This window comes from Alkalitalea saponilacus, from assembly GCF_900168165.1.
GTDB lineage: Bacteria > Bacteroidota > Bacteroidia > Bacteroidales > Marinilabiliaceae > Natronoflexus > Natronoflexus saponilacus.
Genome location: NZ_FUYV01000002.1, coordinates 122,666 through 149,002, shown reverse-complemented (window position 1 = coordinate 149,002; position 26,337 = coordinate 122,666). Strand labels below are relative to the sequence as shown.

Genomic DNA, 26,337 nt, shown 5'->3' with positions numbered 1-26,337 from the left:
GAAATGGATAAACCAAAACTCTCTGTTGTTATACTAAATTGGAATACGCGTTCGTTGCTGGAGGAGTTCCTTCCCAAAGTAATTAAGAACAGTGCACCCGGTGAAGCTGTTGAAATAGTGTTGGCAGATAATGGATCAACGGATGATTCGGTTGCCTGGGTCAGGCAAAATCATCCGGAAGTGAAGGTTCTGGAATTGGGAAATAATCTAGGGTTTGCGGGTGGTTACAATGAGGCATTGTTACGGTTAGATAGTGACTTTGCGGTGTTGCTCAATTCTGACGTGGCACCTGGAGAAGGTTGGCTGTCGCCTTTGCTTAAAACCATGAAAGAAAATACAGATGCTGCAGCTTGTGTGCCTGCCATCAAGGATGTTCGTAGCCCTGATTATTTTGAGTATGCAGGGGCGGCTGGAGGATTTATAGATGTATTGGGATATACTTTTTGCCGGGGACGTTTGTTTGATGTAGCTGAAAAGGATACCGGACAATACAAAAAACCGGGTACGGTTTTTTGGGGAAGTGGCGCAGCATTGATGGTTAATCGAAAGGTTTTTTTGGAAACAGGTGGTTTAGATGAAGCATTTTTTGCGCACATGGAGGAAGTGGACTGGTGCTGGAGGGTCAAAAATATGGGGTACCATATTTTTTATGTGCCGGAAAGCGAGGTGTTTCACTTGGGAGGAGGAACCTTAAGCTATCAAAACCCAAATAAGACTTACCTGAATTTTCGCAACAATCTTTATATGATGCGGAAAAACCTACACAGGCGTTCATTTTTGATTATTTCTTTTCGAATTTTGATGGATGGCCTGGCATTTATTCATTTTCTGGTAAAAGGAGAGACGAGAAATGCATCAGCCGTTTTTCGGGCTCATCAGGATTTTTTGAAAAACTATGGCAAATTTAAAGCCGTCAACTCCAAATTAAAGCAACGGGTTAAAAAGATTGATCATCCGGAAATCTATCATGGTTCGATTGTGTGGGATTTTTTCCTTCGTAGGAAAAAATATTTTCACAGCCTTAATTTTCCTGATTTTTAGAGAAGATCCATCAACTCTTCCAATTTGTTTGCCCGACTACCTTTAAGCAAGATGGTTGCGTTTTTTATCCGGTTACTAATCAGATGTTCTCTTAAATCTTCGCTTTTTTCAAAATAATTGATGCAATCAGCTCCGGTTGAGGTATTCTGAAATTCGGCTCCAACCAAATAGCATGTTTTTGGTTGGACTTTTAATGCCTTTTCTACCAGTTCTTGGTGTTCTTTTTGGCAATCTTTTCCAAGTTCTTTCATTCCGCCAAGTATAAGGATTTTATTCTCTCCTTTCATATCGGCAAAGTTACTTAGTGCGGCTTCCATGCTTGATGGATTGGCATTGTAAGCATCAAGAACGATGGTGTTGTATTCTGTTTTTTTAATTTGAGAACGGTGGTTAACCGGTTGATAATTGAATATGGCTGCGTTTATCTCTTTATCACTGATCCCAAAATGAAGGCCTATGGTAATGGCAACTAAAACATTTTCATAATTATAGGCTCCAGTTAACTGGGTAGATACTTTACCCCATTCCTGATTTTTTGATTTCCATTCAAAACTTAAGAAGGGATCGGCTTTAACGTTACGTCCGGTTACTTCATAATTTTCATCGTTCCCATACCTGAATAACGTTCCGCTATAATCTCCTATCATCTCTTTTAGGTGGTGATTATCCCCATTTAGGAATATTTCATTTCCCTGTATCTTAAGATGGTTATAGAGTTCTCCTTTGGCTCTTTTGACGCCTTCAAAGGATCCAAATCCTTCGATGTGGGCTTTCCCTACATTGGTGATCAGACCCATGTCGGGTTGGGCAATATCACAAAGTTGGGCAATTTCTCCTATGTGGTTGGCTCCCATTTCCACAACTGCTATTTGGGTTCCGGGAGGCATTGAAAGCAATGTAAGAGGAACTCCTATGTGATTGTTTAAGTTGCCTTGAGTAAACCAAGTTGAGAATTTGGTTTTAAGAACCTCGGCAATGAGTTCTTTAGTGGTGGTTTTTCCGTTGGAACCGGTTATTCCTATCACTTTTACCTGTGCCTGATGCCGATGATGAGTTGCCAGTTGTTGCAGGGTTTTAAGTGCGTCCGGCACCCAAATACAATGGGGCTCATTTTTCAAATTGACATCGTCTACAACTGCCAGCGAACATCCTTTTTTTAAAGCTTCCAAAGCGTAGTTGTTTCCGTCAAAGCGTTCTCCTTTTAGTGCAAAATAAATTGCTCCGGTAAAACAGGTTCTGCTGTCAGTTGTGACGATTCCTGACTTGAGATATGAGTCATAAATTCGATTAAGTTCCATGATATTTGTTTTATGCAAAAATGCATAAAAAAAGGCTGGTTCAAAAACCAGCCTTTAAATTTCATATAAAATATTCTCAGATTATCTTCTTCTGGATGATTCCGGAGCACCCACGCGTGTCATGGCGCAGCGGAATCCTAAGTCGTCACGAGCTTCGCGTTCGTCAAGGAAACGACGGGTTCCGGGGCTTAGCCAGTATGCACGGTCACGCCATCCACCACCTTTGTATACTCTTGAACGGTCGCTGATCCCAATACTTAACGCAGTGCCAGGAGTTCCGTCGTACATTGTTGATGAGTTGTGCTCAGATTCAGTCCATCCTTCACCGGGAGCAATGTTTGATATAGGATCTCCATCGGCAAAATTCCTGTTATCAGAAGTTCTGTAATTATGTCTGTCAAGAATGTCTTCGTCTGATTCTTCACGATAACGAATACGTCCGAATTCATCTTTATCCACAACCATGCCTTCTTCATCCAGAACTTTTGTTTGGAAGATGTTACCACGGAATGGGCTGAATTCCTCTGTGTCCTGATGTGATAATGGGCGATATACATCCGCAACCCATTCGTTAACATTACCTGCCATGTTGTAAAGGCCATAGTCGTTAGGCCAATATGATCTTACTGGGACAGTGATATCACCACCATCATTCAGAGATCCGGCCATACCCATGTAGTCACCTCTTCCACGAACAAAGTTAGCCATCATTTGTCCACGATCTCTTCTGTCGGGATTTCTTACAATGTGTCCGTCCCATGGATAAATACGACGATGTGTTAATCTTTCCTGATATGAGTTCCCTACAAGTCCAAGGGCTGCATATTCCCATTCAGCTTCTGTCGGAAGACGATAGCGAGGTAATAAAATTCCGTCATCAGATCTTACTCTTCTGGTATCGCGATTAGGATCCAGATCCCGCATTGGGCGACGTCCTTCTATACCATCAAATTGCCCAAGAAGGTAAGATTCGGTATTGAAATTGTTTTCATTTTGCTGGTTTACATCCAATTCAAGGATGCCTCTGTCAACAAGGATTTTTTCGTTTACACGATCGGTACGCCAAGCACAGTAATCGTTTGCCTGTAACCAATTTACACCTACAACAGGATACTGGCTGTACGCCGGGTGACGGAAATAATTTTCTACCAACGGCTCGTTATAGGCCAAAGGTCTTCTCCAAACCAAAGTGTCAGGAAGAGCCCTGCGATATACTTCAGGGTAATCCGTGAATACTCTTTGAGTCCAATACAGATATTCTCTGTAGTCTACGTTTCTTACCTCTGTTTCATCCATGTAGAAAGATGGCACTGTAACTCTTCTTGGAACGTTGTTCCACTCACGCATTACATCTTCATCAACTTGTCCCATTATAAAGGTTCCACCCTCTATAAAAACAAGTCCAGGTCCGGTTTCCTGTTCATAACCTGAACGATACTCGAATCCACCATAATCAGGATTGTTGTATGCCCAACCTGTGGTTGAAGAAACGTCTCGGCCTCCTCTTCCGCATGATGCAAGGATCAGAATTGAGGCGAAAATGGCTAGTAAAGAACTGGCTCTAAATCTCATAGCTTATTTTATTGAGTTCTGATTTTCATTTTATTAAACTACAAATATGGTAAAAAAATAGGGTTGTTGCCATATTTATCTTTTGCTTTATACTGCAAAAGTAAAAAAAAGGTTATACCTAATCGGATACTAATTTTATTTTTTTTAAAATTCTGTTCAAAGTTAATGAATGATTTCAATGATTCAGTGGTTTGAAATGTCTTTCTATCTTTGGCTTGAATTTAATATTGATGATTTTTAAAAACTCTGAAAAGGAAAATTGTAAATATTAAAACGATGTATTTTTAAAATTGTTATATAAGTCATCCTTTTTTATTTTTCTGAGAGATAGACTTTACATTTATTTGGATTTTCAATACTGTTGTTATAGTACAATTTATTTAAAAAAGAGCCGTTATAGTTTTACTTTTTATTAGTTTTACTTCGGTTTATTCTCGCTTTATTGATCGAAGATGCGAGGTGGTATAGATTTATTATTGAGATCTTTTAGAGAAACAACTTTTGATTTTTTACGTTTAACCTGATATCAGGTTATTTATTATGTATATCTTATATTATTAGATGCAAAGGATAGTTTTTTTTTCAGTATTGTTTTTATTTGCAATATCTTCATTATATGCCCATAAGCATGGTTTAGAAGTTAGTAAGCAAATAGTTTGGGGAGAATATACCATAAATGAGACATTGCCTTTTGAAGGTGACGGTCATTGGGAAGATGGTGGCGTTCCTGTCTACAGATTTCGGGTTGCTCTGCCAAATGAAACAGATCCCTCATCTATTAATGTTCAAATACAAGATTTGCAACTGTTGCCGGGAGATTCCGAATTTTCACATTTGGCGGATTATAGAAACGTGTTACCTGAGCTTCGAAGTCTGGTCGTTTCTATCCGCATGAATACATATCTTGAAATTGAAATAATTCCTTTCCACCTCGCGGATAACGAGATCTTACGTGTGTCAGGTTTTACTGCGTTAATTGAGTTTCAAACGTCTTCTGTGGAGGCCCTAAAGAGTGCAGATTTAAAAGCATCTACTTCTTTGTTTAAGTCTAATTCGGTGTTGTCTTCTGGGTTTTGGCAAAAAATTTCTGTTTCAGAAACAGGGATTTACCGAATTCCTTATTCAACATTAACGTCTTGGGGCTTTAGTAATCCACAAAATGTTGCGATATATGGTTATGGGGGACAGATGGTTCCGCGTATCAATGCCAATGCACGACCTGATGATTTACCTGAAGTTGGGATCATGCACCATAACAATGCAATATATTTTTATGCACATGGTCCGGTTACCTGGAGTTGGGATTATAACAAGCAGATGTTTACTCACCAATTGCATTATTGGTCAAATTTTGCATTTTATTTTTTAACTGAAAAAGACTCTCCTCCCAAGTCAGTCCCTTTAATGGATGTTGAAACCCGTACACCGACGCATACAATTACAACATTCGATGAACGGAAATACCATGAACTAGAAAATCATAATATATTGAAATCTGGTCGTAAATGGTTTGGTGAGAAATTTGAAGGTAACGGCGTTCGAAGTAGGACTGTTTCTTTCGATTTCCAAGGGCGGGATGTCTCTGCTCCGGTGAAAATGAATATCAATGTTGTTGGACGATCACCAAATATGCATTCATTTCGTGTCTCTGTAAATAATTCATCCGCTTTGCTGAATCTATCGATTCCTCCAGTTTCAATCTTCTCAAGTGACGGACCATTCGCGCATGAGGCTTCTGGACTGATTGAGATTCAGGATGATCAGGAGAAGCTTGATGTGAAAATTGAGTTTAATGAAACTCATAATCGTGCAGAGGGTTACCTGGATTATATAACGTTTAATGCACGTAGTGCATTAAGTATGCAAGGAGGCCAATTGCATTTTAGGGACAAGCAATCATCTGGAACTGACCGGGTATTGCGCTTCAGAATTCAAAATGGTAATTCCAATCATGTTGTTTGGGATGTAACCGATATCATTTCCCCACAGAAAATGCAAAGCCAACTGTTTGGAGGAAACCTTGAATTTGTCGCAGATGCTGAAATTTATCGTGAATATGTTGCTTTCGATCCATCAGGTCAGTTTCCTGTTCCGAATAGAGTTGGGCTAGTCCCAAATCAAAATTTACATGCACTTCAACAAACTGATTATGTCATTGTAGTAGCAGACGAGTTTGAAACTTTTGCACATCAACTGGCAGCATTACACCAACAGCACAATGATTTGGATCCAGTGGTTGTTCCCGTAAGTCAGGTTTATAATGAGTTTTCTTGGGGACATCAGGATCCAACAGCTATAAGATCACTAATGAGGATGCTTTTTCACCGAGCCAATGGAGACCAAACGATTGCTCCAAAGTATTTGTTGTTATTTGGTAATGGTTCATACGATAACCGTTCAAAGACTGCAGGTTTAGAGCGGGGGATCGTTACTTATCAGTCAGCAAATTCCACGCATCAAACTAATACTTATGTAACTGATGATTACTTTGGGTTTTTGGGGCAGAATGAAGGTGCTGATGACCGATTTGACCGCTTGGATATCGGGATTGGTCGTTTCCCTGTAAACAATGAAGCCGATGCGCAAGTGGCTGTAAGTAAAGTTCGTCGCTATTTCGAAGAACAAGATCCAGGTGAATGGCGTAAATTGGTAACCTTCTTAGCTGATGATGGCGATTTTAACATCCATCAGAGAGATGCTGACTTTCTTGCTGAGCGGGTTTTGAGAAATCACGCTGAGTTTGATGTTCGTAAAATCTACCTTGACAATTATCCTCATACATCATCATCTGCAGGTCGAAGAGTGCCAGAGGCAGAGGATCTGGTAAACCGTACAATTTCTGAAGGTACGATTCTATTTAATTTTGTTGGTCATGGAGGACCAGGTGGCCTTACTGAAGAAAGGGTGATCACAACCGCAAGCATCAATAACTGGACAAATATTCGTCGCTTGCCTTTATTTGTAACAGCTACCTGTGAATTTGGCCGATTTGACGATCACAGCAGTGTGTCAGCTGGAGAGCGTGTGTTTTTAAACTCCTCGGGAGGAGGCATAGGATTATTAACGACAACACGGGTGGTTTTTTCAAGCCTGAATTTCCAGCTTAATAATTCGTTCTTTAATTATGTTTTTTATAGAAACAATGATGGTTCAAAGCCGGCTTTCGGGGACATTATCAGAAATACAAAAAACGGAGCCGGAAGCAGTGTGAATAAGCTTAACTTTACATTATTGGGCGATCCTGCATTGAAATTGATTTATCCGGAACATTCAGTTAATACTATTGCAATCAATGGCAGATCCATTGATGCCATCCCTGATACCATCCAAGCACTTTCAAAAGTGCAACTGGAAGGAATGGTTACAGATAAACATGGTAATTTCATGGAGACTTTTAGCGGAGAAGTGAATGTTGTGGTTTTTGATAAGCCATTGGAAGTTAGAACGCTAGGAAATGCTGGTGCAACTCCATTCGAGTTCAAGAGTTTTTCAAGTATTCTGTTTAGGGGGAAAGCGACTGTAGAAAATGGTATCTTTGATATTGAATTTGTAGTTCCATTTGATATCAGATATAATTACGGTTTTGGAAAGATTAGCTATTATGCGCGCTCGGATCAATATGGCACAGCATTTGGTGCTTACGAAAATATTGTCGTAGGCGGATTTAATGTAGATGCACCCGAAGATAATGACGGACCTCAGGTGAATATGTATCTTAATCATGCAGGATTCAGATCTGGAGATGTTACCAATTCCCGACCTATGCTTTATGCAGAGATATTTGATGAATCCGGAATTAATACTTCCGGAGCCGGCATTGGACATGATATTGTTTTAATAATTAATGGCAACAGGAATGAACCAATTGTATTGAACAGTTACTTCCAGGCTAAACCCGATACCTATCAGGAAGGTACTATTGTATACCAACTACCTGAACTGGAGCCGGGGAAACATGAAATATCGCTAAGGGTCTGGGACACTTATAACAATTCCACAACAGAGGTGTTGGAGTTTACTGTTGGTCGTGGAAAGGATTTAACGATACGAGATTTTAAATGGTATCCAAATCCGGCATCGGGCAATACAACTGGTTATTTTAGTTTTGGTTTGGATGAACCTAACTCCAGATTAAATATCAATGTGGATGTCATCTCTTCCGATGGCAGAACCATCGGGAAGTATCGGGTAGATGTTGTTGCTGAAGGTAATTATGTAAGTCCGGTTCCGGTGGCTTTGGGCTCACTTGGAATCCGGAATCCCGGACTCTATTATATCAGATTTCATATCAGCACCAGTGGCGGTAAAGAATCTCAGATTGTTGAGAAAATTTTGGTGAAACCATAATAAATCCAAATTATTATAGTTTTAAAGAGAAGATACTAGTTATAAAGTAAAATCAATAAAAAATAATGACGACACAAATTAATTTTTTCCTTCGAAGAGTTGGTATCATGGCGTTTATTTCTTGTTTATTAGCAACAGCAGGAAACGCGCAACGAGAAATAGACTTAAATGAGTTAGGGGGGCAGGTTAATATTATCAGTACTGCAGTTCCGTTTTTAGGAATTACACCAGACTCAAGGGCAGGTGCGATGGGGAATGCCGGTGTGGCCTCTACTCCCAGTGTTCATGCTCAGCATGTAAACCCGGCGCAATTTGCTTTTATCAGTGGTAATCAGGGAGCAGCCATGTCTTACACGCCATGGCTAAGAAAGTTGGTAAATGACATTAACATGTATTACCTTACCGGTTACACTAGGATTGATGAACTACAAGTGATAAGTGCATCACTTAGATATTTCACCTTAGGTGAGATTCTTTTACGGGAAACTGCGGATCAGATGCCTTTACAGGTAAAACCAAATGAATTTGCTATCGATGTTGCGTATAGTCGATTGTTGTCAGAAAGGTTCTCAGGTGCTGTGGCATTCAGGTATATCCGATCGGACTTGTATGGTGGTATGGTTGAAAATATGGAGGCAGGGAATTCTTTTGCTGCCGATTTGGCGTTCTATTTTCAAACTCCAACCGAACTAGTTGGGAACAATTCTGTTTTTACCTCAGGAATAAACATCTCAAATATAGGTAATAAAATATCCTATGATGGAGGAGATACTCGCCAGTTTATCCCCACAAATCTAAGATTAGGTGTTGGTTTGTCCACCGAACTGGATGCCTTTAACAGTTTGAATGTCTCTTTTGACGCAATGAAGCTATTGGTTCCAACCCCACCTCTTTCTGCTGATATGACAAGAGATGAGTATTTCAGGAACAACGATATGTCGGTGACCAGTGCCATGTTTCGTTCTTTTACTGATGCCCCTGGTGGTTTTAAGGAAGAACTTCAGGAGATTGCATATGCTATTGGTTTAGAGTATTGGTATGATCAGCAATTTGCCATACGAGCAGGATATTTTCATGAGCATGAAAATAAAGGGAACCGCAAGCACTTTACTGCCGGTATCGGTTTAAAATTCAATATGTTATCGCTGGATGCTTCATACATCATTCCGGTTGTTCAGAACAACCCATTGGCAAATACAGTTAGGTTCTCATTAGGAATTGATATTGATCAATTAAGATAAACAATAAGATGCAACAGATGAAATGGCGGGTTGGAATGGGCTTTGACGTCCACCAGCTCGCTTCTGGTTTTAAATTGTGGCTGGGAGGAATTCATGTTCCTTTCGAAAAAGGATCGGTTGGACATTCGGACGGCGACGTTTTGATACATGCCATTTGTGATGCCCTTTTTGGTGCCGCTAACCTGCGCGATATTGGTTTTCATTTTCCCGATACCGATCCGGCATTGAAGGGCGTCGATAGCAAGGTATTGCTTCAAAAAACCATGCATATCATCAGAAACAGCGGTTATGAAGTTGGAAATATTGATTCAACCATCTGTCTTCAGCAACCAAAAATCAATCCATTTATTCCAAAGATGCAGGAAGTATTGAGCAGTGTGATGCAAATAAGTATAGAAGATATTTCCATTAAGGCAACTACTACTGAAAAAATGGGTTTTGTAGGCAGGGGTGAAGGTGTTTCGGCCTATGCTGTGGTGATGCTGTATAAGTAAAAGAAGGTAATGTGGTGGATGCTTCTGTCGAAAATATTATTAGTGAAAATAAAGCAGTATTAATATACTTCTCTCATAACGGTTGTAATGTATGCAAAGTGCTTCAACCTAAAGTGAAAGCGTTGCTGGGTGCGAAATATCCTCGTATAGCGATGATGTATTGCGATGTTACAAAATCTCCTGAAATAGCAGCACAATATTCTGTGTTTGCGGTTCCAACTGTGGTAGTTTTGTTTGAAGGAAATGAAGTATTGCGATTTTCACGCAATATGGGTATTGGACAATTGGATGATGCACTTTCCAGACCTTATAAGATTCTTTTTGATGATTAAAAAAGGGTTTCGCATTGCGAAACCCTTTTTAACATCGGAAGTTATAGTGTATTAATCTACAACTAAGCCAGCTTAACATTTACAGCGTTAAGACCTTTTCTTCCTTCTTGAAGGTCATACGTTACTTCATCGTTTTCTCTGATCTTGTCAACAAGACCTGTTACATGTACGAAGTATTCTTCGCCTGATTCTTCATCTTTAATGAAACCGAAACCTTTGGTGTCATTAAAAAACTTTACAATTCCTTTGTTCATAATAGTGTAAAAAAAATATTAGTTACACCAAAGGTAAAATTTTTTTAAAAAAACCACCATTTTTTTTAAGAAAATGGTGGTTTTTAACATTTTCGCGATAAAAGTCAACTAAACTTGTGCTTCCCACGATTTTCTTCGCCTTCGTTATAAGAGTATATCTGCCTGATTATGTCAGCATATTTTTTGTAAAGAACTCTTCTACGTAATTTCAAGGTTGGCGACAATTCTCCCGATTGTGCTGTCCATGCTTCATGAACCAGCCTGAATCTGCTAAGTTGCTCAAATTTCCCAAGCTGTTTGTTGTAATGGTCAATTTCCTGCTGGAATCTTTTTTGCACGGTGTTCAGGGAAATTAGTTCCATGTTGTCACGGAAATGTATGCGTCGTTCATGTGCCCATAAATGCAGATATTCAAAATTTGGAAGTATCAGTGCGCTGGCAAATTTTTCATTTTCACCTACCACCATGGCTTGTTCAATGAAAAAAGACTCTTTCAGCATGTTCTCAATAACCTGGGGTGCGATGTATTTACCACTAGATGTTTTAAACATCTCTTTTTTTCGGTCAGTGATTTTGAGAAATCTGTTGTCGATAAGTTTCCCGATGTCACCGGTATGAAACCAGCCGTTTTCGTCAATTACTTCAGCGGTGTTTTTTTCGTCCTTGTAGTAGCCTTTCATTATGTGTGGCCCTTTTGTCAGTATTTCCCCGTCTTCATCTATTTTTACTTCAACGTTTTCAATCACAGGGCCAACAGTTCCTATCAGAAGACTGTTTGGTTTACTGAGGTGATTCACGGCAATTACTGGAGATGTTTCAGTGAGTCCGTAGCCTTCGAGAAGGGGTATGCCTGCTGCAAAGAACAGCCTGCTTAAACGTGGCTGAAGAGCAGCACCCCCCGATACAACAAACCTTAGTTTGCCTCCAAAGGCTTTTTGCCATTTAGAGAAAACCAGTTTGCGTGCAAACCAAAGGCGCAGACCATACCAGGGGTTGTGTTTTCCATTATATCGGTATTTCTCTCCCAGTTTCAGGGATTGAAAGAATATGGCTTTTTTAAGTCCGGTTAAATCTTCACCCTTAGATACAATGCGGTCATAAATGCGTTCTATAACACGTGGAACCGTGGCAAAAGCGTTTGCCTGAATTTCCACCATGTTTTGTGCTATGGTTCCCAGGTTTTCAGCATAATAAATGGCGCAGCCTCTATATTGAAACAGGTAGTTTACCATTCGCTCAAATACATGGGATATTGGCAAAAAGCTAAGAATGCGGTCGCCTGCTCTCAGATCGAATAGTTCCGCACATGCTTTTACGTTGCTGATAAAGTTATTATGTGTAAGCATTACTCCCTTGGGCATTCCGGTGGTTCCTGAGGTATAAATGATGGAAACAACATCGTCAGGGGATATCTCTTTTCTAATTTTTAAAAGTGTTTCCTTAAAATTTACCCGGTTTTCCTCACCTTCTTTTGTGATTGAACTCCAGTGAGGGATGTCCTGATAGAAATTAAAGGTTAAAACTTCCTCAATATTCTCCAGTTCTTCGGCAATGGGCTTCAGTCTGTTGTATAAAGCCAAATCGGACACAATAAGAATTTTGGCATCAGAATGTGCCAAAATGTGCTTGTATTCGTCATCGCCAATGGTTGGGTATATGGGTACATGGATGACACCGGCCATGGCCATTCCCATATCTGCAATGTTCCATTCCGGCCGGTTGTTGGATACCGTTGCGATTTTGTCACCCTTGCTAAACCCTCTGGCTAACAAACCGTAGCTGAAATGCTTGGATGTCCGGTTGTAGTCATCGGCGCTGAAGTTTACCCATTGTCCTTCGCGTTTGGCCATTAATATGTCCGGCCGGTTGTGGTTTTGCTTGATGTTCTCAAGCAAGTCAAATGTCCGTTCAATTTGCATATTAAGTTTCTTGTTCAGTAATGGTTTTCAAAACTAAAGGTAAAAAAAGAATATAAATCGTGCGAAAGAATCAGGTATGTTTTAAAACTGCCATCTATTTTTTACAGATTAGGGTGATTCCGTCTCTTACAGGCAGTATGGTTTTTTCAATACGCGTATCTTCTTTAACCATGCGGTTAAAGTCCATTATACCTTTGGTGTATGCATCATCGGGCATGTTGGGTTTTGCTACTTTGCCATCCCACAAAATATTGTCGGCTAAAATAAAACCGCCTTGTTTAGTTTTTGGCAGAACAGCATTGTAATATTCAGGATATTGGCGCTTGTCTCCATCAATAAAAACCAGGTCAAAATCGATGTTTAATCTCTCTATTATTTTTAAGGCATCACCAATGTGTAGTGTGATTTTATTTTCAACTCCGGCTTTTTTATGAAATTTGCGAATGACGTGTTCCAGCTCGTCGTTGACTTCGATGGTGTGTATATGTGCTGAGTCGTTACATCCATATGCCATGCATATGGATGAATATCCGGTGTAGGTGCCAATTTCCAGAATGTTAACCGGCTTTATCATCCGGCAAAGCATTGTTAACAATGAGCCTTGTAAATGGCCTGACAGCATGCGAGGGCGCAAAACGTGAAGGTACGTGTATCGTTCCAGTTCTTTAAGAACCGGATTTTCATCATTAATGTGGTCAAGTATATATTGTTCTAGTTTTTTTTGCATCAACTTTGTCTGTAAATCAGATAGGATAACTGTTCGGGTGCAAATATCTCATTGGCTGTTTCTAAAAGCTTTTCGGCAGTAATGTTGTCTAATTTGTTGTATATTTCTTCTATTGTATCCACTTTATTGTACAGCATAAAACTTTTTCCGATGGAAAGCATCAGGTGCTCCCTGTTTTCGTTGGCAATGGTAATCTGACCTTTAAGTTGCCGGCGTGCATTGTGAATTTGAAGTTTGCCAAGCTTTTTCTCGCGGAGTTTTTTTAGTTCTTTGTGCACAATTTTTATGCTGCGTTTCAGGTTTTCTTCATCCGTTCCAAAGTAGATACTGAAAACTCCGGTTCCAAAATAGGGGGTGTAGATGGATTCAATGTTATATGCAATTCCATTTTTCTCTCTCAACGACATGTTGAGGCGGCTGTTCATTCCAGGCCCTCCAAGAATGTTGTTGAGCAGCAAAAGACTCAGCCTGTTTGGATGATTCAGGTCGTAGGCTACGTTGCCAATGGCCACATGACTCTGAAAAGTATCCATGGTTTTTTCCACCGTTTGTGGCAGGTAGGGTGAATTGGGTTGGCGTTTGAGTTGGCGGTAATTTGGAGTAATACTACCAAAATATCGTGATGCAATTTTCATGATTTTACCGGGAGGTATTTGTCCCACAGAACAAATCACCATCTGATCGGTATGGTAGTTTTCGGCCATGAATTTTCTAATATCCTTTTGACCAAATTTCGAGATTGTCTCCGGGGTGCCAAGAATGTTTCTTCCAATGGCATCCTTTGAAAAAACCAACTCTTCAAAGTCGTCTAGAATCAGGTCGGCCGGACTGTCTTTATAGGAGTTTATTTCATCAATAATGACCTCCTTTTCTTTTTCAATTTCCTTAACCGGAAAGGTTGAATTAAAGGCAATATCGTGAATCAGCTCCATGGCTCGATTGAAGTCCTGTTTCAGAAAAGAGGCGTAAATACAGGTTTCCTCCTTTGTGGTGTAGGCATTCAGTTCACCGCCAACATCGTCGATTCTACTAAGGATATGATATGTTTTACGCTTTTTGGTGCCCTTAAAAAGTACGTGTTCAATAAAATGAGCCATTCCGTGTTCATCCTCTTTCTCATCTCTGGACCCAGTGTTGATGATGAGTCCGCAGTGACCCACCGGTGAATCTACAGGATGATGAATCAAACGAATTCCGTTTGGCAATGTATGTGAAAAAAGTAGCATTTCTTGTTTTAAAAATGAGTGCGCAAAATTAGTAAAATAAACGGGGATAAACATGATTACTCTCCGGTAATGCATTGCGGTGTACGTGAAAAATGTATTTGACTGGAAAAATATTTTTCAATTTAAAGTTGTTGAAATACAGGTTTGTATGCGTTTTTGGTGGTTTGCCACGTTAATAAAAATAATGGAGTGGTTTTGAAGAAAGAAATCTTTACGTATATTTGCACCGCGTTTTCGCAAGGTACCATAGCTCAGTTGGTAGAGCAACGGACTGAAAATCCGTGTGTCCCTGGTTCGATTCCAGGTGGTACCACAGAATTTAATGTTTTAAAGGTGCATTAGATTTAATTCAGGTTTGATGATTTTGAAAGGTTTTCTACCTGAGGATTTTAAGGGTTAATTGATTTTGGGTATTTGTTATTTTTGCAACAGTAAAAATAACAATCCGGTACCATAGCTCAGTTGGTAGAGCAACGGACTGAAAATCCGTGTGTCCCTGGTTCGATTCCAGGTGGTACCACAAAAAAATAGCCGACCGGTTAGGTCGGCTATTTTTGTTTTCAATTTTCTTATTTAGAATGAATTAACACTTTTCAGTAAAGAGTTTGGGTAAAAATAGGTAATTTTGCAACGTTTGTTTAAAACGAGCAAAACACTGAACACAAGTTCTATTCGAACTGTTATTTCTATAAAAATATTGTAATACTACTATTTCATGGACAAAAAAACCATACTTATTATTCTTGATGGTTGGGGTTACGGCAACAAGTCGGATTCTGACGTAATATTTAAAGGGGATACTCCATATTTTGATTCTTTGGTAGCAAAATATCCCAACTCTCAACTTGCTGCATCTGGCGAAAACGTTGGTTTGCCCGACGGACAAATGGGAAATTCCGAAGTTGGTCACCTAAACATTGGTGCTGGACGTGTTGTTTACCAGGATTTGGTTAAAATTAACCTGGCCATTCGTGACAACTCAATTTCTCAAAACCCTGAATTGGTTAAGGCTTTGAACTATGCCAAAGAGAATGGCAAGCAGGTTCATTTTCTGGGTTTGGTTTCAAAAGGAGGAGTTCACAGCAGTCAGGAGCATTTATATAAGCTGACCGATGTGGCCACCGAATTTGGTTTGGATAAAATATTTGTTCACGCATTTATGGATGGTCGCGATACCGATCCAAAAAGTGGAAAGGGGTACGTTACCGAATTGCTGGAGCATATGAAAAATAATAACGGAGAGGTAGCTTCAGTTATCGGACGTTATTATGCCATGGATCGCGACAAAAGATGGGAACGCGTTAAAGAAGCTTATGATTTATTGGTTAAAGGAGTTGGTACACCGGTTACGGATGTGGTTTCTGCAATTCAGGAGTCATACAACAACAACGTGACCGATGAATTTATCAAACCCATTGTGAAAGTTGATGCCAACGGGAATCCTGTTGGAAACATTCAGGAAGGTGATGTTATCATATTCTTTAATTTCCGTAACGACCGTGCCAGGGAAATAACTGAGGTGCTGACGCAAAGAGATATGCCGGAGTATGATATGAAAACTCTTCCATTGTACTATTGCACCATGACGCCATATGATGCAACATATAAAGGAATGCACGTGCTGTTTGATAAAGACAATGTTACCAATACAATTGGTGAAATTGTTGCAGCAAACGGATTGGCTCAGTTGCGCATGGCTGAAACAGAAAAGTATGCGCATGTAACATTCTTCTTTTCAGGAGGCCGTGAGGAGGTGTTTGCCAACGAGGAGAGAATTCTTGTTAACAGCCCGAAGGTGCCAACTTACGACCATCAGCCTGAAATGAGTGCCTACGAAGTTCGGGATGAGGTTGTGGCAGCATTGAATAAAAAGAAGTTTGATTTTATTTGTCTGAACTATGCCAATGGCGATATGGTTGGACACACAGGTGATTACAATGCCATATTAAAAGCTGTAAAGGCTGTTGATGAATGCTTGCGTGATACCGTTGAAGCAGCTAAAGCCAACGGATATGAAGCAATTATCATTGCCGACCACGGGAATGCCGATAATGCTGTAAACGAAGATGGTTCGCCCAACACGGCTCACTCACTGAATCCGGTTCCATTTATTTGGGTAACCGATCGCAAAGGCAGTGTCACCGATGGAATTTTGGCCGATGTTGCTCCTTCAATTCTTAAGATCATGGGAGTTGAAAAGCCGGCAGAGATGACAGGGAAGAGCCTTATTACAATCGAATAATTTTTCGTGAAAATATTGTTTCTTTGTGCAGCAATTTCCCAATGAAATTGCTGCATTTTTTTATATGATATGGTACAGATAGATGATAAACTGATCAGCCTGGATTTATTTGAGAAGCATTTTATATGCGATTTACCAAAATGCCTGGGAGCGTGCTGTGTGGAGGGAGAATCCGGAGCACCATTGGAGGAGGAAGAGACCACCATATTAGAGAAAATATTGCCTATAGTAAAACCAATGTTGTCGGAGAAGGCGCAAGCCGAGATTGACAAAAATGGAGCCTGGGAAGTGGATGGAGATGGAGATATGGTAACTCCAATCATTAACGGTAGGGAGTGTGTATATGCACTGTTTGATGAGAAGGGAATTTGTAAATGTGCCATAGAGCAGGCGTACAACGAAGGTAAAGTTGAGTTCCGAAAACCGGTGTCATGTCATTTATACCCCATCAGAGTCAGTAAGTATAAGGATTTTGAGGCCATTAATTATCATCAATGGCATATTTGTGAAGCTGCCCGTTTGTTAGGGGAGAAAGAGCAGGTTCCTGTTTTTCGTTTTCTTAAAGATGCCATTACCAGAAAATATGGGGAGCCGTTTTATAATGAAATGGAAGAGGCCGCTAAGTTATTGGAAGAGAATCCTCCGGATTCATTATAGTATTCCGATAATGAAGTTTTACTTTTGCTAAGTAACTGTTTAAATTTAGTTTCTAATATCTGATATAGATATGAATACTTTTAGTCCCGATTAATCGGGATTAAACAGATAGAGTGGTTGCGAAAGACGATAAGTCATATTTGATTTTCTATTTTGTCTTGTCTATCGTTCTAATCCCGAAAGCCTCGGGATAACATTTAAAAATCTATTTAAACTTTGAAGTTTTGAAATCGATAAATATTTTAAATTTGCAATCCAAATTATAATTTGATTCATCAATTAACACATTAATCTATACATAAAAATGGGACGCGCATTTGAATATAGAAAAGCCAGAAAACTCAAAAGATGGGGAACCATGGCGAAAACGTTTACAAAAATTGGACGAGAAATCGTAATTGCTGTAAAAAGTGGAGGTCCCGACCCGGTTGCCAACCCCCGTTTACGCGTGCTGATGCAGAATGCAAAGGCAGCAAACATGCCAAAGGATAACGTGGAGCGCGCCATAAAGAAAGCCACATCAAAAGATCAGGCCGATTACAAAGAGGTGGTTTATGAAGGTTATGGCCCTTATGGTATTGCTGTCATGGTAGAAACAGCTACCGACAATCCAACGCGCACTGTGGCCAATGTGCGGAGTTATTTTAATAAGCACAACGGCTCACTGGGAACTTCAGGAAGTGTTGACTACATGTTCGATCATAAATGTAGCTTTAAAGTGAAAATGAAAGAGGGGGTGGATGTTGAAGAGCTTGAGCTTGAACTGATTGATTTTGGCGTTCAGGAAGTGTTCGTTGAAGAGGAGCATATGATGGTATATGGAGAATTTGAAGCATTTGGGCCGGTTCAGAAATACCTCGAAGAGAATGGATTTGAAATACTTAACGCAGAGTTTGAGAGAATTCCTCACGATACTAAGACATTAAGCGAGGATCAGGTGGCTGATGTTGAAAAGCTTCTGTCAAAATTTGAAGAGGACGATGATGTAACCAATGTGTTTCATAATATGGCATAGATTGGTTTATAACGTTGTAAAAAGAAACCGGCCTTTTCAAATCATGGTTTGAAAAGGCCGGTTTCTTTCGTATGTTTCAGTTAATTATTGTTTATTATTCTTCGATGGTTAAAGAGTTTATGGCAGCATCCAGCTTGCTTGCCAACTCGGATGTGTTAGAAATATACATTGACATTTGTAAGATTGAAGAATTGACATTGTTTGCTTCAGTAGATTGAACCTGAATTGATTGATTTATTTCTGAAATAGTAATTACAATTCCAGTTACAACTTTGTTAAGTTGGATAATTTTATCATTTGCTTCCTGTGAGAGCATTTGCCCATGTTCAGATAATTTCCGAATATTCATGGCTACTTCAGAAGATTGGTCTGCAAGTTTTTTTACCTGAGAAGCAACAACAGCAAAGCTCCTGCCATGTTCTCCGGCTCTTGCGGCCTCAATGGCAGCATTCAGTGAAAGCAAGTTGGTCATTCTTGCAAAATCTGAAACAAACCCAATGCTTTCAGAGATGTTGTTGATAGAGTTTAGGGTGTTGGAGACAATTTTAACACTTTCTTCAGATTCTCCCTCAACTTGTTTGACCTTTTCAAGCATTTGAAGCATATTGTTTGCGTTTTCCGCCATTTCACTGGTGATTTCCTCCATTGAGGCTGAAATTTCTTCTGCCGTGGAAGCCTGACGATTGCTTGCTTCAAGCAGCTCTTCTGATGCTTTGCCCAATTCGCTTTTAACATCGCCCATAATGCTTGTTAGCTTTGTCTGAGCCTCTTGTAGTTTGGAGTTTTGAGCACTCACCTTATCAGTTGCCTCTTTAACTTTTAATTCAAGAGTTCTTTGATTTTCTTTTAAACGTTTTGTCTTATAAGAAATAAACCAATAAACAAGACCGACAATAACTGCAATCACGAACAATCTGAACCAGATGGTTGCCCACCAGGGAGGCCGAATAACAATTGTTAATGATGTCCCCTCTTCATTCCATACCCCATCATTGTTTGTTGCCATTACTCTAAATGTATAGGTGCCAGGATTAAGATTGGTGTAGGTTGCACTTCGATTCATAGTGTAAACCCAATCTTCGTCAAGGTTTTCCAGATAATAAGCATACTGATTGCTCGAAGGATTTGCATAGTGTAATCCGGCAAAATGCAGCACAATCATATTGTTTCTATGGGATAGGGAAATGGAGGAGGTCATATGTATCGGTTTTGAAATAACCACATCACCATTTATTTCCTGACCAGGACTTACCGATCTGTTTGATATTTGGATATCCGTTAAAACCACCTCGGGTAAAAACGGGTTGGTCATAATGTTTTCAGGGTAAAAAGCGTTAAAACCATTAGGGCCTCCAAAGAAAATTCGTCCTTCAGAATTAATAAAATATGCATTTTCCCTAAATTCATTGCTTTGTAAGCCATCGCTCTCAAAGTAATTTATAAATGTATTATCGGATACATCAAGTCTGCTGATCCCGTTGGTTGTACTCATCCAAAAGTTACCTGTTTTATCCTCAACAACGCCAAGTATTCCATTTGCAGGTAAGCCATCTTCCATTAAGTAATGGTCAAAATTAAGCATGCTATTTATATTGATGTTTTCCAGTAAATTATTTTCATCAACTATTTTGTTTAAACCTCTGCCTGTTGCTAACCACATGGTTCCGGTTGGGTCACAATATATGGCGTTAATTGTATTATTGCTGAGACTATTATTGTCGTCTTGGTTGTGGCGGAAATTTACGAATTGAGGTCGTTGTTTATCCCGTTCACTACTGGGCAAAATACTCAATCCATTCGAATGTCCCCCCACCCACAAATTTCCATGTTTGTCTTCACCTATTGACCATATAATGTTGTCACATAAGCTGGTTGGATCATTGGGATCGTTGGTGTAAAAAGTAAACTCCTGAGCAGCCTCGTCAAAGCGCCATAAGCCTCCATCCCAGGTTCCACCCCACAAAGTACCTTTGCTGTCTTCAAACAGATTAAAAGTCCATACCTGCATTGGGTATCTTGTAACGTGTGGACTTCTAGCTGAGCCAGGTGATTCAGGTATCAGTTTGGTGACATATCCTTGTGAACCAATCCATACTTCACCGTTCCTGCGCTGTAGTAGACTTAGGCAGCTGATACCAAGAATGTTGTTCGGGTCATTCGGGTTATTGAGGTAATGATATACTTTGGGTTCGTTATTTCCGTTGAAAACAAATCTGTTGAGACCTTCTCCATCACGGGTGCCAACCCATAATTCATTAGCATTGATACTGGAAATTCCAGATATTGTATTTCCGCTCATAGAATTTGTGTTACCCGGGATTGAGGAGAAGTGGGCAAAATCTTTTCGGTATAAGTCAACTTTATTAAGACCTTGGCTGTAGGAGCCAACCCATAAAACTCCAGTACGGTCAAGATGCATCGAAAATACATTTGCATCGCTGATGGCGTTTGGGTTCAATCTATCAGGCAGAAATCTGTTTAATTCATCTGTTTCAGGATTGTATCGAAATAAACCTCTAGTTTCTGTTCCAATCCAAATAATTCCAAACTCATCAATAGCTACAGTACTGCGGTTAGATGGTGCAGGATTGATTCTTGAATTATCACCAAGTTGATAGCTTGAACTCCGTTCGTCCCATTCAAGCTTGAAAACTCCTTGAGCGAATGTGCCTACAAGTAGATCTCCGTTTTTATCTTCTGCGTAGGAAATAACTCGGTTGGCAGGAAGCCCAAAGGCGCGTGTAACGTTCTTTGATTCTCTGTCGAAATAAAAAAGAGAGCTACCCATTAATAGAAAATTACCTTTCGAGTCTTCATAGGCTCGTGTGAAATTGTATTCTGGAGGATTGGTAAATCGTTGGAAACTAACTTTGGCTTCTCTGTCTTTACTATCCTGAACGACCAAGTTAAGGGTATTGTCGGCACACACCCAAATGTTGCCCTCTTTATCCTGCATTACATGATGTACCGTGTTGCTGCTTATGCTGTTTGGGTCATCCGGATTATGTCGGATTCGAAGGAAGCTTTCGGTTTTTGGATCAAATCTGTCTAATCCTTCATTCCCATTGTGCACTATCCAAATAAAGCCATCCTTGTCTTCGAATAAAAGTTCATTATTGTTGTTCCCAAGACTTGTGTTGTCGTCAACCTCATTTTGGTAAACAGTAAAGGAGTATCCATCATATTTATTAAGACCCCCATAGGTAGCAAACCACATAAATCCATGTCTATCCTGGATAATATAATTTACTGTTGATTGTGAAAGCCCATCTCTAATTGTAACCTTATCAAATGCTACACTAGATATTTGAGAATAAGTATGGCTAAGATTAACTATTACTAAGCTAATTGTCAAAGCTAAGTATAATAAAAACTTATGCGTTTTCATAGACAATAATTACTATTTAAAATTAGATGTCAACTTTTGACTTCCCTCTATTTGTTTTTATTTGCGGATTCGATAGTTGCCTAACTCCATATAAATCTTTTTATAGCTATTCAAGTCATAGAACTAAAATGGCATTTCAGAAGATGTCATGCAGTATCTTTGCAATATTATTGATAGATAAAGGGTATAGGTGTTTTGTGTGTTGGAGACAGCATCAAAAAAAACGATGTTTTATTTAAATGTTATTTTATTTTTAATAGCGTTACATTTTGTTACGAAGATTTAAAAGATAAGTTACGATATTCTCAAGCGCTTGATTGGATTGGGCTTGAGGTAACTGAAATGTGGAATAATTATGTATATAAAGAAGTCAAAGAAGATGAGGTGGTTATAAAACAAATAATAAAAAATCAAACAGGCTATTTTACGTTAAAAAAAGCATACTATAAGATGGAGTTGCAAAAAAAAAGAATTCAAGGAATTTGCATGAGTTTAACAGAAGTAATTGATACATATGTTTTATGCTTGGATAAGCTTATTAACTCGATAAAATTGCATTTCTAAATATTGGAGAGCCTTTCCATTTTTCGTAAATTGCATTTTAATCTTTTAACGCAACGTCTTAATGAGACCATATAGAGAAGCCGGTGTTTGGTTTTTACCGTTAATTATTTTCTTTCTGATCAGTGGATGTAAAAGTGAACAGCCCGACTATGAAGCGCAGGTTAGGGAAGGGTACGATAGTTTTGTGACACTTGTTGAGGCTGGTGTAAACGCCATGATTACCTTTCGGTTGGAAGATGACGGAACATTAACAGCCCGGATAGAGAGACCAACGCAAGCTGATCTGGAAAGTTTCTATATGGAGTTCATGGAGCGCCCTTTATGTGTGAATTTGTCTGAGACTGATGAAATCGTTGAATGTCTTCTGAATCATATCCTGGAGCATGGATGCGTAAGAATATCCACTTGCTCATCATGTATGCACGCTTGTCCTGAATAAACTTCTTATTTATACTCCTTAATGGGTTTTGGTAAATCCTTATTTATATCATAAAACGAGGAGATGATTTTTTGTACCTTTAAATCTTTAAAATTTTAATTTGGTTTATGAATATTATAGACTTCGATATTAAAAGAGTAAATTGTTTAGAAGTCCTTGCCTAAATGGTTTGAAATTAACTCATTCATCAACCTTAATTCTGTAACTAAAGAATCTGTGTTATAAAAATAAATGATTATTTATGAGCGATTTAAAAGAATATATTTCAGAAAATAAAGAGCGCTTTCTTAGTGAGTTGTTTGAATTGTTGCGAATTCCATCTATCAGCTCACAATCTGAGCACAAGAATGATATGCGTCGTGCAGCTGAGTTGTGGAAAAAACTTTTGCTTGAGGCCGGAGCCGATAAGGCAGAAGTGATGGAGACCAAGGGGAACCCTGTTACTTTTGCAGAGAAAGCAATTGACAAGAAGCTTCCCACGGTTTTGGTTTATGGACACATGGATGTGATGCCTGTTGATCCGGTAAGCTTATGGGACACTCCTCCATTTGAGCCAGTTATTATGGATGGCAAAATTTACGGTCGTGGTGCCGATGATGACAAAGGTCAGGGGTTTATTCACGCAAAGGTTTTTGAGTATTTAGTAGCTTCTGGTAAACTAAATTGCAACATCAAGTTCCTTATCGAGGGGGAAGAAGAGATTGGTTCTCCCAATCTCATGGCATTCTGTGAAGAGAATAGAGATCTGCTGAGTTGTGATGTTATACTGGTTTCAGATACTTCTGTGATTTCTCCCGAAATACCTTCAATTACCACCGGCCTGAGGGGCCTTGCATATTGGGAGGTGGAGGTTACCGGGCCTAATCGTGATTTGCATTCCGGGTTGTTTGGCGGAGCAGTGGCTAATCCCATCAATGTATTGTGCAAAATGATTGCTCAAATGACTGATGGCGATGGGCGAATCACCATACCCGGATTTTATGATGATGTGCTTGAGGTAAGCACGGAGGAAAGAGCAAAAATGGCAGAGGCTCCGTTTGATGAGACTGCTTATAAAAAATCGATAGGAGTGAAGGCATTAAAGGGTGAAACGGGGTACTCAACATCTGAACGAACTGGTATTCGACCTTCTTTTGATGTGTGTGGAATATGGGGAGGTTATACCGGTGAGGGAGCGAAAACTGTTTTGCCTTCAAAGGCCTATGCCAAAGTTTCCAGCCGATTGGTTCCAAACCAGGATCATGTGAAAATTGCCGTGTTGTTTAAGAATTATTTCGAAAGCATTGCACCTGAAAGCGTTTCGGTAAAAGTTACTCCACTACAGGGTGGTTATGGTTACGTTTGTCCAATAGATATCCCGGCATATAAAGCAGCTGAAAAAGCTTACGAATCTGTTTTTGGAAAAGTTCCGGTTCCCGTTCGAAGTGGAGGTTCTATTCCTATTATATCTTCATTTGAGCAGATATTGGGTGTGAAATCCGTACTGATGGGATTTGGCCTGGAGTCTGATGCCATTCATGGACCCAATGAAAATTTTCCATTAGAGCAATTTTTTAAAGGAATTGAGACGGTAGGGAAGTTTTATGAATATTACAAAGGTTGAGAAAATCTATATGTTTAAGATAACAAGAGCCATCGCATCGCGATGGCTCTTGGCTTTAAATAACGAACAATGGCTATTGATTTACTGATAATTTAAAATTGAAAAGAAAACCCGGAACAGAGCAACCAGGTAAAGCTCTGTTTCCGGATTTCTCAGGTTTAGGAACGGATAGGATTAGGTTTGGTTTAGGTTTAACCAGGTATTAGGAAAATTTAGGTATATGTAAGTAATTAGGTTTCAGTTTGGTTATTCTCCACTTTTACCATAGTTTGGTAAAATTCTTGCGCTTGGATCGTTTACATTACAATGCTCCCACTCTTTGTTCGGCATCCAGAAATCTTTAATCAGGTCTGCCCTTCCCGGAAAGTGTCCTTCATAAATTTCTCTGTACATCAGTGACTCTTTCGAAATCGGAGGCGCATGTGTGAATTTTTTCTGTGCCAATTCCAGATCTTCGTCGGAATACATCTCTTCTGCATAGGCTTTCAGGTAATCCACTACACTATGTCCAACTGCATCGGAAAACGCGGCCTTCTCACGGTATAGAATATCATGAGGCAAATAGTTGTCCTCAAAGGCCTTTCTTAAAAGATATTTACCAATTCCGGTGAAATTCATTTTTTTCTCGGGAGATATTGCCATAACATATTTTACAAAATCCAAATCCCCGAAAGGAACTCTCGCTTCAAGTCCGTTGGAAGAGATGCACCGGTCGGCTCTTAATACGTCGTACATGTATATTTCACGAATTCGTTTCTCAGCCTCTTTTTGAAAAGCATCCGGAGTAGGTGCAAAATCGGTATACTTGTAACCAAATATTTCGTCACTGATTTCCCCTGTCAACAGAACTTTCACGTCTGTTTTTTCATGTATATACTTGCATAATATATACATACCCATAGAGGCGCGGATTGTGGTGATGTCCCAGGTTTCAGTATTGTATATAAGAGTGCTTAGGGAATCAAATATCTCTTGTCTCGAGAACAGAACTTCGGTATGATCTGTTTTTAAATAATCAGCTACTATTCTGGCATACTTTGTGTCAATGGGGCCATCCTCAATACCTACCGCAAAGGTTTTTATAGGTTTGTCGGTAAGTCTGGCTGCAATGGCACAAACAAGACTTGAATCCAATCCTCCGCTGCAAAGAAATCCCACTGGAGCATCAGCATCCATTCTCTTTTCTACAGCTTTTGTAAACAGGTCATTTATATTTTTAAAGATCTCTTCCTGCTCGTCCGTATGAAATTTTTCTACTTTTGAGATGTCTTCATATTGTACCAGTTTTTCTCCATCGTAACAATATCCAGGTGGGAAAGGATATACTTTGTCACAAATTTTATGGAGGCTTTTCATTTCGCTGGCAAAGCATATTTCGCCTGATTCATCATATCCGTAAAACATAGGTCTGATACCAATGGGATCCCTGGCTGCAAAATACTTTTTCTGAATATCATCATAAATAACACAAACATATTCGGCATCCAATTCTTTTGCCATTCCTACAATTCCTTTTTCCAGAAAAAGAGGCAGCATGACCTCACAATCACTCTCAGATTGAAATTCAAAGCCGGTTTCATATTTCTTTTTCAGTTCTCTAAAGTTGTAAACCTCTCCATTACAAACCAAGTGGATATTATTATGAGTCAGGGGCTGATTTCCGGCATCCGACAGATCCATAATTTTTAAACGGTGGAAACCCATCCATCCTTCTTCTCCAAAATCCCTAATGATGGTGTTGTCGGGTCCCCTGTACTGGATTTTCTCAAATTCGTGGGCTATGTCAAGCTTCAGCTTCTTATCCCCGCCTGTATAAACTGCAAATCCACACATGGTTAAACTTTTTTTAATTAGTAATTTGATGATGATTTGATTATGTTTTCGATACAAAAATACGGAATTGTAATTAAAACGCAAGCAAAAGTGATAAAATAATGTAAAAATTTTATATATCGTTTTATTTTGATATTTTTGCAGT

The 26,337-nt window shown here is 39.4% G+C and carries 19 protein-coding genes and 2 tRNA genes; 13 read left to right on the top strand and 8 right to left on the bottom strand.

The features are described 5' to 3' along the window. Window positions 1-3: 3 nt before the first annotated feature. Entirely contained in the window at window positions 4-1,041 is a 1,038-nt protein-coding gene (locus B5X70_RS02660; RefSeq protein ID WP_079556329.1) for a glycosyltransferase family 2 protein, read from the top strand. Here B5X70_RS02660 and B5X70_RS02655 read toward each other — a convergent pair. Beyond that, complete coding sequence (locus B5X70_RS02655; RefSeq protein ID WP_079556328.1) at window positions 1,038-2,339, bottom strand: UDP-N-acetylmuramoyl-tripeptide--D-alanyl-D-alanine ligase; 1,302 nt, start codon at window positions 2,337-2,339, stop codon at window positions 1,038-1,040. The two genes, B5X70_RS02660 and B5X70_RS02655, sit on opposite strands and share 4 nt — an antisense overlap. 81 nt (window positions 2,340-2,420) lie before the next feature. Continuing rightward, entirely contained in the window at window positions 2,421-3,911 is a 1,491-nt protein-coding gene (gene gldJ / locus B5X70_RS02650; RefSeq protein ID WP_079556327.1) for a gliding motility lipoprotein GldJ, read from the bottom strand. A 561-nt stretch (window positions 3,912-4,472) separates the two neighbouring features. Between gldJ and porU the strand changes: the two genes are divergently transcribed. The 4 genes from porU to B5X70_RS02630 all read left to right on the top strand — a co-directional run bounded on the left by porU (window position 4,473) and on the right by B5X70_RS02630 (window position 10,325). Then, window positions 4,473-8,258: a type IX secretion system sortase PorU gene (porU, locus tag B5X70_RS02645; protein ID WP_079556326.1), complete on the top strand. Its 3,786-nt coding sequence runs from the start codon at window positions 4,473-4,475 to the stop codon at window positions 8,256-8,258. A 65-nt stretch (window positions 8,259-8,323) separates the two neighbouring features. Then, window positions 8,324-9,499, top strand: a complete 1,176-nt coding sequence (porV, locus tag B5X70_RS02640) for a type IX secretion system outer membrane channel protein PorV (RefSeq protein ID WP_079556325.1) — start codon at window positions 8,324-8,326, stop codon at window positions 9,497-9,499. A gap of 8 nt (window positions 9,500-9,507) precedes the next feature. Next, the gene (gene ispF, locus B5X70_RS02635) at window positions 9,508-9,993 is read left to right on the top strand and encodes a 2-C-methyl-D-erythritol 2,4-cyclodiphosphate synthase (RefSeq protein ID WP_317045055.1); all 486 of its coding nucleotides are present in this window, start codon (window positions 9,508-9,510) and stop codon (window positions 9,991-9,993) included. An 11-nt stretch (window positions 9,994-10,004) separates the two neighbouring features. Then, window positions 10,005-10,325 carry a thioredoxin family protein gene (locus tag B5X70_RS02630; RefSeq protein ID WP_079556322.1) on the top strand — a complete coding sequence of 107 codons (321 nt, stop codon included), beginning with the start codon at window positions 10,005-10,007 and terminating at the stop codon, window positions 10,323-10,325. Window positions 10,326-10,387: 62 nt separating this feature from the next. Here the strand turns inward: B5X70_RS02630 and B5X70_RS02625 are convergent, their stop codons facing one another. The 4 genes from B5X70_RS02625 to B5X70_RS02610 form a co-directional block, all read right to left on the bottom strand. After that, a complete protein-coding gene (locus B5X70_RS02625; RefSeq protein ID WP_079556320.1) occupies window positions 10,388-10,579 on the bottom strand; it encodes a cold-shock protein in 192 nt (63 codons plus the stop codon). Between the two features lie 104 nt (window positions 10,580-10,683). Then, the gene (locus B5X70_RS02620) at window positions 10,684-12,498 is read right to left on the bottom strand and encodes an AMP-dependent synthetase/ligase (protein WP_079556319.1); all 1,815 of its coding nucleotides are present in this window, start codon (window positions 12,496-12,498) and stop codon (window positions 10,684-10,686) included. Window positions 12,499-12,592: 94 nt separating this feature from the next. Then, window positions 12,593-13,225, bottom strand: a complete 633-nt coding sequence (locus B5X70_RS02615; RefSeq protein ID WP_079556318.1) for an O-methyltransferase — start codon at window positions 13,223-13,225, stop codon at window positions 12,593-12,595. Further along, window positions 13,225-14,451 carry a M16 family metallopeptidase gene (locus B5X70_RS02610; protein WP_079556494.1) on the bottom strand — a complete coding sequence of 409 codons (1,227 nt, stop codon included), beginning with the start codon at window positions 14,449-14,451 and terminating at the stop codon, window positions 13,225-13,227. The genes B5X70_RS02615 and B5X70_RS02610 overlap by 1 nt, the downstream gene beginning before the upstream one ends. Before the next feature lie 240 nt (window positions 14,452-14,691). Here B5X70_RS02610 and B5X70_RS02605 point away from each other — a divergent pair. From B5X70_RS02605 to B5X70_RS02585, 5 genes are all read left to right on the top strand, one after another. Next, a tRNA-Phe gene (locus B5X70_RS02605) sits at window positions 14,692-14,764 on the top strand. A gap of 134 nt (window positions 14,765-14,898) precedes the next feature. Next, a tRNA-Phe gene (locus B5X70_RS02600) sits at window positions 14,899-14,971 on the top strand. Between the two features lie 195 nt (window positions 14,972-15,166). Next, a complete protein-coding gene (gpmI, locus tag B5X70_RS02595) occupies window positions 15,167-16,693 on the top strand; it encodes a 2,3-bisphosphoglycerate-independent phosphoglycerate mutase (protein WP_079556316.1) in 1,527 nt (508 codons plus the stop codon). Between the two features lie 69 nt (window positions 16,694-16,762). Then, window positions 16,763-17,350 (top strand): DUF3109 family protein, encoded by a 588-nt coding sequence (locus B5X70_RS02590; RefSeq protein WP_079556315.1) that lies wholly within the window; start codon window positions 16,763-16,765, stop codon window positions 17,348-17,350. A 304-nt stretch (window positions 17,351-17,654) separates the two neighbouring features. After that, window positions 17,655-18,365, top strand: coding sequence for a YebC/PmpR family DNA-binding transcriptional regulator (locus tag B5X70_RS02585; protein WP_079556314.1), 711 nt, complete (start codon window positions 17,655-17,657; stop codon window positions 18,363-18,365). A 94-nt stretch (window positions 18,366-18,459) separates the two neighbouring features. Here B5X70_RS02585 and B5X70_RS02580 read toward each other — a convergent pair whose 3' ends face one another. Continuing rightward, complete coding sequence (locus B5X70_RS02580) at window positions 18,460-21,753, bottom strand: ligand-binding sensor domain-containing protein (RefSeq protein ID WP_079556313.1); 3,294 nt, start codon at window positions 21,751-21,753, stop codon at window positions 18,460-18,462. Window positions 21,754-21,948: 195 nt separating this feature from the next. Between B5X70_RS02580 and B5X70_RS02575 the strand changes: the two genes are divergently transcribed. The 3 genes from B5X70_RS02575 to B5X70_RS02565 all read left to right on the top strand — a co-directional run bounded on the left by B5X70_RS02575 (window position 21,949) and on the right by B5X70_RS02565 (window position 24,359). Then, window positions 21,949-22,317: a hypothetical protein gene (locus B5X70_RS02575; RefSeq protein WP_079556312.1), complete on the top strand. Its 369-nt coding sequence runs from the start codon at window positions 21,949-21,951 to the stop codon at window positions 22,315-22,317. A gap of 61 nt (window positions 22,318-22,378) precedes the next feature. Continuing rightward, window positions 22,379-22,756 carry a hypothetical protein gene (locus B5X70_RS02570; protein WP_079556311.1) on the top strand — a complete coding sequence of 126 codons (378 nt, stop codon included), beginning with the start codon at window positions 22,379-22,381 and terminating at the stop codon, window positions 22,754-22,756. Window positions 22,757-22,997: 241 nt separating this feature from the next. Further along, window positions 22,998-24,359 (top strand): dipeptidase, encoded by a 1,362-nt coding sequence (locus B5X70_RS02565; protein WP_079556310.1) that lies wholly within the window; start codon window positions 22,998-23,000, stop codon window positions 24,357-24,359. Between the two features lie 246 nt (window positions 24,360-24,605). Here the strand turns inward: B5X70_RS02565 and asnB are convergent, their stop codons facing one another. Continuing rightward, entirely contained in the window at window positions 24,606-26,192 is a 1,587-nt protein-coding gene (gene asnB / locus B5X70_RS02560; protein WP_079556309.1) for an asparagine synthase B, read from the bottom strand. Window positions 26,193-26,337 lie beyond the last annotated feature (145 nt).